Below are 14,095 nucleotides of genomic sequence, written 5' to 3'. Positions count from 1 at the left end.
GCTACTGTCCTTGACTTAGGTTGAAACATAATTTTCGCCATGATTGATACTCCTCAAGAATCATTTATAGACTTCATAACTTGTAGATTCCATAACCTGCGCTAAATCATCCTCATCAAACTGAGCCAATTGCGCATCAATGATCCGCTCTGCAAGAAATGAAAGTACTGGCGCCATGAAGACATCATGCAGCACCAGCTCAACCTCGAATTGCTGCTTGATTTCAAGCACCAACTTGACTACCAGCAAGGAATGCCCGCCCAGCTCGAAGAAATTATCGTGGCGGCCGACCTGCTCGATCCCTAGAAGATCCTGCCAGATGTCAGCCAGGGCTTGTTCAGTCTCGCCTTGCGGCGCTTCATAGCCGCGCGCGGCATAGGCATCGCCGTCCGGCGCCGGCAGGGCCTTGCGGTCCAGCTTGCCGTTGGCGGTCAAGGGCAGCGCGGCCAACTGCACGAAGGCGACCGGCACCATGTACTCGGGCAGGGACTCGGCCAGATAAGCCCGCAGGTCATCCACGGCCAGATCGTCATCGCCGGTGTAGTAGGCCACCAGCCGCTTGCCGCCGGCCCCGTCCTCGCGGGCCAGCACGGCCGTTTCCCGGACTGCCGGATGGCCGGCCAGCCGGGCCTCGATCTCGCCCAGCTCGATGCGGAAGCCGCGGATTTTGACCTGGAAGTCATTGCGGCCGAGGAATTCGATGCTGCCGTCTTCCCGCCAACGGCCCAGGTCGCCGGTCTTGTACAGCCGCGCCTGGGGATCGTGGCTGAACGGATTGGCGATGAAACGCTCGGCAGTCAGTTCGGGTTGATTCAGGTAGCCTTTCGCCAGCCCGGCGCCGCCCACGTACAGCTCGCCCACGGCACCGACCGGGACGGGCGTAAGATGATCGTCCAGCAAGTAAACGCGGGTGTTGGCGATGGGCTTGCCGATCGGCGGCAGCCCCTCGCCTCCCGCCGGCACCGAGCAGGAGGTCGAGACGACGCTATTCTCGGTCGGGCCGTAGTTGTTGACCACTTCGAACGGCAGCCCCGCCGGCGGATAGCCGTGCAGCTGGTCGCCGCCGGTCAGCAGGCAGCGCAGGGCTAAGTGTTCGGGCCGGGGCGATGCCAGCATCAGTTCGGCCAGCGGCGTCGGCATGAACGCGATAGTGATGCGGTCATCGGCCAGCTGCTGCCACAGCGCCTCCGGCTGGCCCAGCCGTTCGGACCGTACCAGGTGCAGGCAGGCGCCGGCCGACAGGTACGGCCAGGTTTCCCAGGCGCTGGCGTCGAAAGCCAGGCCCGCCAGTTGCGTGGCCCGGTCGGCGGCGCTGACCTGGAATTGCCGGTTGTGCCAGCAGACCAGATTCACGACGCCGGCATGCGGCACCATGACGCCCTTAGGCTGGCCGGTGGAGCCGGAGGTGTAGATGACGTAGGCCAAGTGTTGCGCTGTCAGACCCAGCGCCTGTGCTGGCAGGTTTGTATCCGGCTGTTTGTCGATTTGACTCCAATCGCCGTCCCATGCAATTACCTGGGCATCGGTCTTGGGCAAACTGCCTTTGGGCGACTGCTGTGCCAGCAACACTTTGGGTGCGCTATCCTCGAGCATGTAGGCCAGGCGCTCTGCCGGATAGGAAGAGTCCAGCGGCACGTAGGCCGCCCCCGCCTTAAGCACGGCGAGCAGGCTGATCACCTGTTCGACGCTACGCGCCAGGCAGATTGCCACCCGGTCGTCGGGTTTTACGTCCAGACTGCGCAAATGGTGCGCCAATCGGTTGGCGCGCGCGTTCAGTTCGCCGTAAGTTAAAGTTCGACCGTTGTGAACAACCGCCGGCGCGTCCGGCTGCGCTGCAACCTGGGCCTCGAACAGTTCGTGGATGCAGCGGTTGTGTGGATAGTCGGCCTGGCTGGCGTTCCAGTCGTACAGCACCTGGCGGCGCTCGGCCTCCGGCAGCACGCCGATCTGACGCATGGCGGTATCCGGCGCCGTCTCCAGGGCCATGATCAGATTGTCCAGCGCCGTGTGCATCAAGGCACACAGCCGTTCCGGCGCCACCGGCGGCAAGGTTTGCGCCGTCAGTTCAAACCCTTCGCCCAGATCGTCCACGGATAATACGATCGGGTAGTTGCTGCGCTCTTCGCCCGATGATAGGACTTCGATGCCCTGCCAAGCAGGTGAGCTGTCAGCCGAGGCTTCGGCCTGGCTATGCCGATAGTTGAGCAGTGCGCTGAACAGCGGCGCCGGCGCGGGCACGGCGCTGCAGCGCTGCGCCAGGCTCAGCGGCACATGTTCATGGCGCAGCAAATCAGCCAGTCGCCGCTGCATTTCACGAGACTGTTCCAGGACACTGCCCTCGGCCAGCTGCACGCGCAGCGGCAGGGTATTGATGAACATGCCCAGCCCCCGCTCGGCGCCTTCGCCGCCCTGCATGCGTCCGAACAGGACCGTGCCGAACACCACATCATCGCGTCCCGAGGACCGTGACACCACCATAGCCCAGGCCAGGTGAAACAGGCCGGCGGCGCTGATGCCCAGCACTCTGGCCTGTTCGCGCAGGCGTCGGGCAAGATCAAGGTCGAGGTCTTGCTTCGCTTCTTTGACGCCTGCACCATCGCCCCGCACGTCGAGCAGGCCGAACGGCGCAGTCGGCTCGTCGACATCGCCGAGCATCTCGCGGAAAAAGGTTTCATGCGCTTCCGGCTTCATCCCGAGGCGTGCCTGCGCGACGAAGTTGCGGAACGGCAGCGGCGCCGGCAGTTGGTCGCTCTTGCCCAGCTGGAGCATCTGGATCTCCTCCAACAAGATGCCCTGCGCAGTGTTGTCGAGTGTCAAATGGTGAGTCAACAGCAACAGCAACCAACGCCCTTTCCTTGAGTCATAGGCCGTGAAGCCGTTGATCAGCGGTGCGACTCTCAAGTCGAGGCGGTAATGTCTGGGATTGTAACGTTCCAGCAATTTTTCGGAGGCATCGCCGGCTTCAGAACCAATTACGACATGCTCGATCTTTAACTTCGCTTCGCGCCAGACCACCTGCACCGGTTCCGGCAGGCCTTCCCAGACAAAAGCAGTGCGCAGGATGTCATGGCGCTCGATCACGGTCTGCAAAGCGGCCAGAAAACCGTCCCGGTGTTTCTCCGTATCAAACGCCATCAAGACGGGCATCAGGTAGGCATCGCCTTCGGACTCCATCATGTGGTGAAACAGGATGCCTTCCTGCAGCGGCGCCAGTGGATAGATGTCCTGCACGTTGGTCGCCCCGCCCGGCACGGCGGCAATGATGCGGTCGATATCGGCCTGCGCCAGATCAACCAGCGGCAGCAGGTCCGGCGTAATGGCCGTGCAGTCGACCGGAATGCGGTTGGCCGGGATAACCAACTGCTCGACCTGGCTGCCGTTGTCGGCCAGCGCCGCCAGACCGGCCAGCGTTGGCGCACTGAACAAGGCCCGCACATCAATGTTCAGCCCGGCCTGGCGCATCCGTGCGATCAAAGTCACGGCCAGCAGCGAATGTCCGCCCAGCTCGAAGAAATTGTCGTGGCGGCCGACCTGCTCGATCTTGAGCAGCTCGGACCAGATGGCTGCCAGGGTTTGTTCGGTCCTGCCTTGCGGCGCTTCATACTGTTGAGTTTGCAGGGCGCTGGCATCCGGCGCCGGCAGGGCCTTGCGGTCCAGCTTGCCGTTCGGGCTCAGCGGCAGTGTATCCAGGATCACAAAGGCGCTGGGCACCATGTACTCGGGCAGCGCGGCCTTTAACTGCGCACGCAGCTCATCAATGCTCAGCTCGGCATCGGTCATGGCCGTCAGGTAGGCCACCAGCCGCTTATCGCCGAGCTGGTCTTCGCGGGCGATAACAGAGGCCTCGCGCACACCGGCACAGGCTGCCAGCCGGGCCTCGATCTCGCCCAGTTCGATGCGGAAGCCTCTAATTTTGACCTGGAAGTCGTTGCGGCCCAGATACTCGATGCTGCCGTCTTCCAGCCAGCGGGCCAGGTCGCCGGTCTTGTACAGCCGGGCTTCGGGATCGCGGCTGAACGGATCCTGGATGAAACGCTCGGCGGTCAGCTCGGGCCGATTCAGGTAGCCGCGGCCGACCTGGACGCCGCCGATGAACAGTTCACCGGGCACGCCGACCGGCACCGGTTCGCCCTGCGGGTCCAGGAGGTAGATCCGGGTGTTGTCGATCGGCCGGCCGATCGGGATGCTGCTCGCCGTTGTCCTGGCCTCGCAGGCCCAGGCCGTCACGTCGATGGCGGCTTCGGTCGGGCCATAGAGGTTGTGCAGTTCCGTATCCTTGAGCAGTTCGTGAAAACGGTTGCTCAACGCGACCGGCAAGGCTTCGCCGCTGCAGATCACCCGCCGCAAGCTGGTGCAGTCGGCGGCTTTGCCGTATTCCAGAAAGATTTGCAGCATCGGCGGCACGAAGTGCAGCGTGGTGATCCGGTTCTGCCGGATGACTTCGCTGAGATAGCCGGGGTCTTTGTGGCCTTCCGGCTTCGCCATCACCAGGCGGGCACCGGTCAGCAACGGCCAGAAGAATTCCCAGACCGAGACATCGAAGCTGAACGGGGTTTTTTGCAGGACGGCATCGTCCGCTGTCAGGCCGTAGGCTTTCTGCATCCAGTTGAGCCGGTTGACCACGCTGCGGTGTTCGTTCATGGCGCCTTTCGGCTGGCCGGTCGAGCCGGAGGTGTAGATCATGTAAGCTAAATGGCGCGGCTTCAGGCCCAACGACTGCGGCGCCAGGTTCGTATCCGGCTGCTCGCCGATCCGCCCCCAGTCGCGGTCCAAGGCGATCGTATGGGCCTGCGTCTGGGGCAGGATGCCTTTGAGCCGCTCTTGCGTCAGCAGCACCTGGGGCGCAGCATCGGCCAGCATGTAGGCCAGGCGATCTTCCGGATAAGCCGGGTCCAGCGGTACATAGGCGCCGCCGGCTTTCAGGATGCCCAGCAGGCCCACCACCATTTCCAGGCTGCGCTCTGTACAGACCGCGACCAGGACATCGGGGCCTACGCCTAAACGGCGCAGATGGTGCGCAAGCTGATTGGCCCGGGCGTTCAGTTCGGCGTAGCTCAGCGCCTGATCCTCGAATACCAGCGCCACCGCATCGGGCTGTTGTGCCGCTTGCGCCTCGAACAGTTCATGCAGGCAGCGGTCCCGCGGATAATCGGCCTGGGTGGCGTTCCAGTCGTACAGTACGCGTTGCCGCTCATCAGCCTCCAGCAGACTTATTCGGCTTATAGGCACATCGAGCGTAGAGGACGCAAGCCTGGCAAGCAAACCCAGCAAGCGGCGCATATGAGCGGCTAGACTTTCTTCGCTGTAATGCAGAGGATTGCCATTAAAATCAAAGCGCAAGTCAAAACCGCTCTGGTTGTCATAAACACTCAGAGAAAGTTCGAACTCCGGTCCAGTGGAAAGATTATGGTTCTGTGCCGGATAACCCGCAAAGCTTTGAACATAATCGAAAGGCATGACATTGACAGTCATGCCATAGAAGTGACTTCCGTTTGTAGGTAACCCCAAATCCTGACGAAGATCTTCGCTCCGGTAGCTTTGATGGCGGAACGCATCCCGCATTGACTTTGTGGTTTGGCTGAGAAACTCGTCAAAATTTTGACCGGGATCAACTTTCAATCTCAGCGGCAGGATATTCGACATCATGCCGGGAATATTGCGCATTGCCGCGCCAATCCGTGCGGATACCGGCATGCCGACAACAATATCTTCCTCGCTTGTAAATCGATGCAAATAAAGCGCTGCGGCAGCCGTTATGATTTGGGCCAAACTTGCGCCATGAGCCGCTCCCAGGCTGCGTAACGCCTCTGCCGTCGAATAGGCTAAATAATCCGTCTTACGGATAGACTGACGGCATGGAATCGGGCCCGTTTGTTTACCCGATAGCGTTACCGGCTCAGGCCTGTCTTTAAGCTGGGCTAGCCAGTAATTCCGATCTCGTTCATACCTTGCCGAGTTACGGTAATTCTCTTCATTCTCCAATACATCGAGCCATGAACCGAAATCATTAAGTTCTAACGGATTAACTCCGCTTAGGGAAGCATATAAATCCGTAACTTTCTGGGCAAAAAGCGGCCCACTAAATCCATCTGCAATAATGTGGTGTGTACGTTGATAATAAATAAAGAAATCGGAACGTATTTTTAAAAGAGCAAACGTAAATAGTGGATCAAGAATAATATCGTTAGCTTTTGCCATGTCGTCTCGCATCCAATCTTTAGCAGTGACATGGGGATCAGCTTCAGTACTAAAATCAAAATAATGTATGAGCCAATTCTTATCCTTAGAAAAGTATTGCCTTGGTCCTTCGTCAGTCGCAATAAAATGAAGGTGTAGGTTATCGCTTTGATCCAAAGCGCCGCTCACTGCTAATCTGAACAATTCTGGATCGATAGCGCCTGAAATTTCGATATATTCACCAATGTTATAGGCAGGGTTTTCAGGTTCCAACATTTGAGCAAACCATATAGAGGTTTGCGCGCTAGTCAATGGATAGTATAAGGACATAATTTTTGCCAATCCTTGTAGATTGAGTTGAAATAACGCCCCAAGAAGTCAGCCATAACTTGATTAGCCAATCCCGGACAACCGTTTTTATTTTTCTTGCATCACTTTAAATTTGCTTAATGTTAATTCGATGAATTATTGAACTTTAATGCTAACGCTTGGTATAAGACGATAAACTTTGGCTATTAATTATTAAGAGGACAAACTTTATCTAACACTTACAGTAAGGCGACCAATAGGTAATGCTATCGTACTACTCATCCAATTTGGATCGCGTGCAATTAAGTAACCTTTAAGCGATTTTTGACAAATTATATAGATCTGTGGAACTGTAGGTAATCAGTATGAGCACTTATAGTATTTGCACTTATAGTAAAAGCACTTATAGAAATTCAACCAACCCTCTGGACAATTCATAATTCTGCCGCCAAGTTTGGCCGACTGGGCGAGACTGCCTAATTTAACCTCAATTCAGTTTAAGCCTCATGAAGAAAGGGTAATCGTTCGACGCAATATGCGTATAGGTGCAAATTTACCTGTACCTTTTAGGGTATTCGCACTCAACAAAAGCCTGCTGCTTTTTGGAAAGCCCGGCATGTGTCCCGGGACACATGCCATATCAGTGATAACAACAACCTGCTCCCTTTTTCATCCCGAATTCAGGTTAACTTAGGAATTGAAAGCTCAGGTGATCAGTTTTAAAGAACGACTGAAATCGCCCCTATATCCTTGCACTCTCTATTTACCCCCTTCGCTATCCCCGCCATTTACTATCTGAATCAGCTCGGCCGCAATGCTGACGGCGATTTCCTCTGGCGTATGGCTGTTGATCGGCAATCCGATCGGCCCGCGGATGCGTTGCAAAGTTTCGGCAGGCAGCTTGGCGCCGAGGTTAGACTTAATTTGCGCTATTTTGTTCCGGCTGCCCAGTAGGCCCAGATAACGCACTTTTTTGCCGGCCAACCTTTCGGCCACTTTTTCATCGGTTTTGTGGCTATGCGTCATGATGAACACAAACACCTGATTGCCTTCCGGTATGGCATCGCTTATGAAACGATACGGCATGATCTTTTTATGATGCGCGTCGGTATTGTGCTTGAGCGTATCCAGGTTGTCGCGCTCGTCAATGACGGTAATCTCGAAATCGAGCATGGCAAGAATCTTTGACAGCGCCAGGCTGACGTGCCCGCCTCCGATCAGATAGGCCTGCCTGCGGAGGCCGACGTTTTCCTCGTAGCGCCAACTGCTTGCGGTTTGCAGGAAGCTTTGTCCGGGCAGGGTGCGCGCCGGGTCGAATGCCATGCCGTCCGTGGACAATGTCAGCACGCCCTGCAAGTTGCCGGCCAGATGACAAACCGCGCTGTCGCTGGCTTGGCAGCCGTACAACAGGACCGTCTGCTCGCCGCCGCAGAGCATGCCGGTCGCCTGCCCTTCCGTCCCCAAAAGATTGTGGCGCTGCCGGCTCAAGCAGGGCTGGAACGAACCTTGCGCCAGCAGCGACCGGGCCTTTTCGACCAGGCTGTGCTCCACCGCGCCGCCGCCAATCGTGCCGAAGCACTCGCCGCTCGCCAGCACCGCCATTTTCGCGCCGGCCTTGCCGGGTGAACTGCCCTGGCTACCGACCACGATCATCAGCACGGCGGAACCGTGCCGTTCCAGCCCGTCTGCGAGCCGTTGCCAGAATATTGCCTGATTAGCCAAAGAACTTCACACTCAATGCGTAATAAACCGCCATCGAGGCGGAAAATGCCGCGCTGGCCGGAAAACGCCAGCGCAACGGGATGAAATGTTGAATCACATAATTGGCCGCGAAGCCAATCGGCGCGATCCGCACGAAGGAAGCCAGCCCGACACTCAGCAGATGCCATTGCACTTCGGCAAACCGGCCTGAAAAACAGTGAATCAGCGCCATATGCCTCGCGATCCAGAGCGGGTTAAAAAAAGCCTGGGCCATCAACGCTTTTCCGATGCGGCTGTGGATGTCATGATGGCCGAAGCGCCGCTCCAGCCAGGCAAAATACGTCGGAATTTCGATTGCATATAAAGTGCCGCCTAGCAGCAGCATGCCGATCAGGCGAGACCACTGGAATTCTCCTGTCAGCAGCGCCGCAATGCTGTCGCCTATTGCATAAACCAGCGCGCCGGACAGGCTGTTACGCAACGTCAGTAATCGCATTCATACAGCGCCAGCAGTACTTTCTCCGGCGTCATGGGTGCGATGGCTTCGGCTTGCCAGCCGGGATTGAAGGCTCGTATCGCCTTAACCAGGGCAAAGTAACCGCCGATGCCGTACATGAGCGGCGGCTCGCCGACGGCTTTCGAATGCATGAGGCCGGCCGGATTGTCGCTGTCCAGAAATTCGACGGCAATCTCCGGCGCGGAATAAATGTCGGGAATCTTGTAAGTGGTCAGGCTATCGGTCAGCAGCCGGCCCTGACCATCATAGAGGATTTCCTCCATGGTCATCCAGCCCAGCCCCTGCACGACGGCGCCTTCCACCTGCCCCCGGTCAATAGCGGGCGCAAGGCTTCTGCCGCCGTCATGAACGATGCTGACGTCGGTGACGCGATAAGTACCGCGCAGGCAATCGACCGATACTTCCACGGCGGCGCAGCCGTAGACATGATAGGCAAACGGCCTGCCCTGCTCCTTGCTCCTGTCGAAAAAAACTTCGGGCGTTGCATAATGGGCATGCGCCGACAGCGCCGAGCGGGACAGATAGGCCTCGCTGACGAGTTTATTCCAGCCTATTGCCATCGGCTGGCCGTTTAAAAAGACCTGCTCCTGCTGGATGCTGATCTGCTCAGGCCCGGCGTCGCCGCCCAGCAATCCGGCCGCAACCGTTCTAAGCTGTTGAAGAATCTGCCGGCAGGCCAGCAATGTCGCCTGTCCATTCAGATCGGCGCCGCAACTGGCCGCCGTGGGCGACATGTTGGCGATGCGCGCGGTATTGGTGCTTTCGACTCTGACGCGGGCTTCGTCGATGGCAAACGCCAGCGCGGCTATTCTCCTGATTTTCTGCTTCACGCCCTGCCCCATTTCAACAGCGCCACAGCTGACGCTGACCGAACCGTCCGCATAGACGTGCACCAGAGCGTCCGCCTGATTCAAAAAGGTGGCGGTAAAAGAAATGCCGAAGCAGATCGGCATCAGGGCCAGCGCTTTTTTTTCGAGGCTGTGGCTGGCGTTGAAGTTTTCAATGGTCCGTTGCCGCTGCGGCAGACCGAAACTTTCGTGCAGTTGCCGCCAGCACCGTTGCGCCCGGCAGTTTTCGACCTGCATGCCATACGGGAACTGCTGACCTTCCTGAAGCAGATTTTTCTGCTGAATGCTGGCCGGATCGACATTCAGCGCCGCGGCAGCCTTGAAAATCGCCGCTTCCAGAACAAATAGGGCCTGCGGCCCGCCGAAGCCTCTGAAAGCCGTATTGGGCGGCAGATTGGTCCGGCAGCTGACGGCCGTGGCGCGCACATTGGGGATGAAATAACTGTTGCCAGCATGGAACAGCGTCCGCTCCAGTATGGCGAGCGACAGATCGGCGACCGCGCCGGCATTCTGGTAGAAACAGACTTCGTAAGCCAGGATTTTGCCAGTCTTGTCCAGGCCGATCTTGAAATCCGCATCATAGGGATGGCGCTTGCCGGTCCAGCGCATGTCATCGCCTCTGTTCAGTCTGATTTTGACCGGCTTGTTCACGCGGCTGGCCGCCAGCGCCGCCATGGCCGCCCAACCGGTCGCCTGCTCTTCCTTGCCGCCGAAACCACCGCCCAGGCGCACGACATCGACTTCCACCTGATGCATGGCGCAATCCAGTACTCGGGCGATAACGCGCTGCACCATGCTGGGCGATTGCGTGGCCGACACGACCTTGAGGCAATCGTTCTCCAGCGGATAGGCGACAGCAACCTGCGTTTCCAGATACACATGCTCCTGCGCGCCAGACGCGGCCGAGCCTTCGACAATCACATCGCAGACCTGCCAGGCTTGATCGACATCGCCAAGCGAGAAAATGCGCGGCGGCGCGATATGCAGGCCTTGCGCGTGCGCCATGCGGGCATCGAACACGGCCGGCAATTCGCTATAGCTGACGCGCACCAATCCGGCCGCCTGCCTGGCGATGGCTGCGGATTCAGCCACGACCACGGCGATCGGCTGGCCCTGATAAACGACCTCTTTTTCAGCCAGCAGCACTTCATCGGGTGCGGCATTGCCGATGTTGTTGCTGCCCGGAATATCCTTGGCCAGCAGAATTGTAACGATGCCAAGTTGCTCTAAGGCCTCCTGCAAATCGATCCGCTCGATCAGGCCGTGGGCGATATTGGATACGACCGGACAGGCATGCAGCAGGCCGGCCGGTTCGGCCATGTCGTCGGTAAAAATGGCTGCGCCCTGTGCGTGCAAATCGATATCGCTAGCGTGCATGTAACTGCTTCCAGTAGAGGGTGTCGGGAAAAAGCTTCAGAAAATGCGCGAATATCAGCTGCCTTAGCAGCAAGCGCTTGTAGCCGGCGGAGCCGCGGCTGTCGGAGATCGGAGCTATCTCGCCCTGGGCGATGTCGACGGCTTCCAGGACGGTTGCGGCCGTGATCGCTTTGCCCTGCAGATAGGCGCTGGTTGCCGCCAGATAAAACGGAACCGGCGCAATGCCGCCGGCGGCCAGATGGGCTTTGATGATGCGCCCGCCGGCATGCTCGATGCTCATGGCCGAGTTGACGCTGGCGATATCCAGATACGTGCGCTTACTGACTTTCTCGTAGCTGAAACTCTGCGCGACGGCTGTATCAAACCGGATTTCCAGAACCTGCTCGCCGGCCTGAAGGTCGGTTTGTCTGTAGCCCCGGAAGAAGTCCTTCAAAGCCACTGTCCGGCGGCCGGTTGCCGATGCGATGACCAGCCGCGCATCCAGGGCTAGGAAAAACACAGCCAGATCGCCGATCGGCGATGCATTGACCAGGTTGCCGCCGACTGTTGCGCGCGCCCGGACCGGTGCCGAACAGATCAGTTCAAAGTCCTGCGCCACGGATGGAAACCACTGCTGAAACAGTGGCGATGTCCGCAGCTGCTCGATCGTCGCCGCGGCTTCGATGACGCATTCGCCGCCCTCATGGCGAATGCCGCCTTCCGAAGCGGGCAAGAAATTCAGCGGCTGCGCCTGCAGCCAGGCCGGTTTCTGCACGAACAGGTCCGTGCCGCCGGCCACGAACACGACATCGGGCGATGCTTTTTCCTGATGCGGCGGCAATGCCGCCAGCGTTTCTTTTACCGTTAAGAAATATGCCGGAAGGATCTGCCAGTGTACGAGATCCTCAATTCGGCGATCCATCGACGAACCGGCCAGGTCAAATTGCCGGCACAGCTGTTTAATGGCTCGCTTGATGCCGGCATAGCCCGTGCAGCGGCACAGATTGCCCGCTACTGCATCGACGGCGGCATGTTCATCCGAGATCAGGCTGTTCAGGAAAAAGCCGGTCAATGCCATGACCAGCCCAGGCGTGCAGTAACCGCACTGGATCGCGCCATTGTCGACCAGCGCCTGCTGGATCGGATTCAGGCGTTCGCCGTTCAGGCCTTCGATCGTCACGACATGGCCATCGGCCACGGCGCCCAGCGGCAGCAGGCAGGCATTGACGGCCTGATAGCGCAGCCCGCCGGCCAGCCGTTTGCCCAGCAGGATCTGGCAGGCGCCGCAATCGCCTTCGCGGCAGACGTCTTTCGTGCCGGTCAGACCGCGATGGCAGCGCATCACATCCAGCATGACCATGCCGGCCGGCAATTGTTCTTCGACCAGATGCTGATTAAGCAGAAACTGGCTCATGGTCTTACACCGTCAACGACGTAAAGGTAAACGTCCGGCCGTCAAACAGGCCCTGATCGCTCAGCTTTAATTCGGGAATCACCAGCAACGCCATGAAAGACAGTGTCATGAACGGCGCGCGCAGCGGCGAGCCCATCTTCTTGGCGATCGCGTTCAGCTCCGCATAGCGCGCCGCGACCGTATCGCCATCGTCATGGCTCATCAGGCCAGCGATCGGCAGCGGCAGCAGCTCGACGCCGTCCTGGTCGGCTGCCGCAATGCCGCCCTGCGCGGCAATGACCGCATTGATGGCCCGGCAGACGGATTCGGCGTCGGCGCCGACCGCGATAATATTGTGGGAATCATGGGCAACGCTCGAAGCCAGGGCGCCCTGCTTCAGTCCGAAGCCTTCGATAAACGCCAGCGCCGGCTGGGCGTCCTGGTAGCGGTTCACGACGGCCAGCAACAGCAGGTCGCGTTCCGGATCGGGCACTATCCTGTTATTTTCAATTCTGGGCGCATGCAGCATTTCCTGCGTGAACAGATCGCCATCGGCCGCTTTGATGACGCGGATTTGCCTGCCCTTCGCCTCCACGTCCAGATGGGCGTCCGTTATAGGACTGGCATTAAAGCGATTGATGGGCTCAGGCTTGATGCGGGTCAGCAGGCTTGTACCCTGCTGCGCGACTTTCTGCCCAGCTATCCAGGTGCTGATCGGTTTGAATGTGTTGATATTTTCGACTTCCACGGCGTCCATGCGGTCGCCGACCCGCAATTGGCCAACGGCCAAGCCATAGTGTTTTATCGGATTCAGGCAGGCGCAGCGCAGCACGTCAAAAACGGCATGGCCGTAGGCGACGGCTCTGGCTACCAGCAGATTGATATGGCCTGCGACCAGATCATCGGGATGCTTGTCATCGCTGCAGAACATCACGCGCTCAGGATATTCGCTGATCAGCGTATGCAGGGCATCGAAATTCCGCGCCGCCGAGCCTTCCCTGATCAGGATATGCATGCCGGTCGCCAGTTTGGCGCGCGCTTCGTCGAGCGTGCTGCACTCATGGTCCGTGGAAATGCCCGCTTCGGCATAGCGCCGCATGGCGTCGCCTTTCAAGCCGGGCGCGTGGCCGTCGATCGGGCAGCCGTAACGTTTGGCCAGGTCCAGCTTCGCCATGATCTGCGGATCGTTGTTGAGCACGGCCGGATAATTCATCATTTCCGACAGATAGCCGGTCAGCTTGTTCTGGAACAGATAGTCCAGCTGTTCGCTTTCCAGACGCGCGCCGGCCGTTTCAAACGGTGTGGCCGGCACGCAGGACGGTGCGCCGAACAGGATCGGCAGCGGCGTCAGCGCGGCGTTGTCGCACATGAAGCGAATCCCCTCCAGCCCGAGCACATTGGCGATCTCATGCGGGTCCGAAACCGTTGCCACGGTGCCGTGCCGGCAGGCGATGCGCGCAAACTCGGCCGGCGTCAGCATCGAGCTTTCGATATGGACATGCGCATCGATGAAACCGGGCAACAGGTAAGTCTTGTTCGGGTCTTCATAACCCAGTTCGGCTATAGCGGTGATAATGCCCCGCTCCCAGCGTACTTCAGCCAGAAAAATCCGCCGCTCCAGCGGCTGAACAATATTTGCTATCACACTGCCTTGGTGCATATCCCCCTCTTATTCACTGATGTTACGCACGTGCGGTTTCATCCCGTCTGCCGCATCGAGCACCGGCGCTTTTAGCGGCGGTAGGCAGGGTTGATAACCCCAGCATTTTGGCCATCCATGCTGGGTTTTCGCTA

Annotated in this window: 6 protein-coding genes; all 6 read right to left on the bottom strand. The window is 58.7% G+C overall.

The features are described 5' to 3' along the window. Nucleotides 1–60: 60 nt before the first annotated feature. Nucleotides 61–6,507, bottom strand: coding sequence for an amino acid adenylation domain-containing protein (locus ACTNE6_RS08205; RefSeq protein WP_442499289.1), 6,447 nt, complete (start codon nt 6,505–6,507; stop codon nt 61–63). Nucleotides 6,508–7,245: 738 nt separating this feature from the next. Continuing rightward, nucleotides 7,246–8,208: an XdhC family protein gene (locus ACTNE6_RS08200; RefSeq protein WP_442499288.1), complete on the bottom strand. Its 963-nt coding sequence runs from the start codon at nt 8,206–8,208 to the stop codon at nt 7,246–7,248. Continuing rightward, nucleotides 8,201–8,683, bottom strand: a complete 483-nt coding sequence (locus tag ACTNE6_RS08195; RefSeq protein WP_442499287.1) for a hypothetical protein — start codon at nt 8,681–8,683, stop codon at nt 8,201–8,203. Before ACTNE6_RS08195 ends, ACTNE6_RS08200 begins: the two co-directional genes overlap by 8 nt. Beyond that, nucleotides 8,671–10,929, bottom strand: coding sequence for a xanthine dehydrogenase molybdopterin binding subunit (locus ACTNE6_RS08190; RefSeq protein WP_442499286.1), 2,259 nt, complete (start codon nt 10,927–10,929; stop codon nt 8,671–8,673). Before ACTNE6_RS08190 ends, ACTNE6_RS08195 begins: the two co-directional genes overlap by 13 nt. After that, on the bottom strand, nt 10,919–12,322 hold the full coding sequence (locus tag ACTNE6_RS08185; RefSeq protein ID WP_442499285.1) for an FAD binding domain-containing protein: 1,404 nt from the start codon (nt 12,320–12,322) through the stop codon (nt 10,919–10,921). The genes ACTNE6_RS08190 and ACTNE6_RS08185 overlap by 11 nt, the downstream gene beginning before the upstream one ends. A gap of 4 nt (nt 12,323–12,326) precedes the next feature. After that, nucleotides 12,327–13,961: an adenine deaminase gene (gene ade, locus ACTNE6_RS08180; protein ID WP_442499284.1), complete on the bottom strand. Its 1,635-nt coding sequence runs from the start codon at nt 13,959–13,961 to the stop codon at nt 12,327–12,329. Between the last annotated feature and the right edge of the window lie 134 nt (nt 13,962–14,095).

Origin of the sequence: Methylobacter sp. sgz302048, from assembly GCF_052162025.1 — a bacterium.
Classification (GTDB): domain Bacteria; phylum Pseudomonadota; class Gammaproteobacteria; order Methylococcales; family Methylomonadaceae; genus Methylobacter.
Note: the sequence above shows the minus strand (reverse complement) of the source record. Positions and strands in the feature narration are given on the sequence as shown.

Coding starts and splice junctions, on each gene's coding strand:
- ACTNE6_RS08205 (WP_442499289.1), bottom strand. CDS start 6,507: ATGTCCTTATACTATCCATTGACTAGCGCGCAAACCTCTATATGGTTT.
- ACTNE6_RS08195 (WP_442499287.1), bottom strand. CDS start 8,683: ATGCGATTACTGACGTTGCGTAACAGCCTGTCCGGCGCGCTGGTTTAT.
- ACTNE6_RS08190 (WP_442499286.1), bottom strand. CDS start 10,929: ATGCACGCTAGCGATATCGATTTGCACGCACAGGGCGCAGCCATTTTT.
- ACTNE6_RS08185 (WP_442499285.1), bottom strand. CDS start 12,322: ATGAGCCAGTTTCTGCTTAATCAGCATCTGGTCGAAGAACAATTGCCG.
- ade (WP_442499284.1), bottom strand. CDS start 13,961: ATGCACCAAGGCAGTGTGATAGCAAATATTGTTCAGCCGCTGGAGCGG.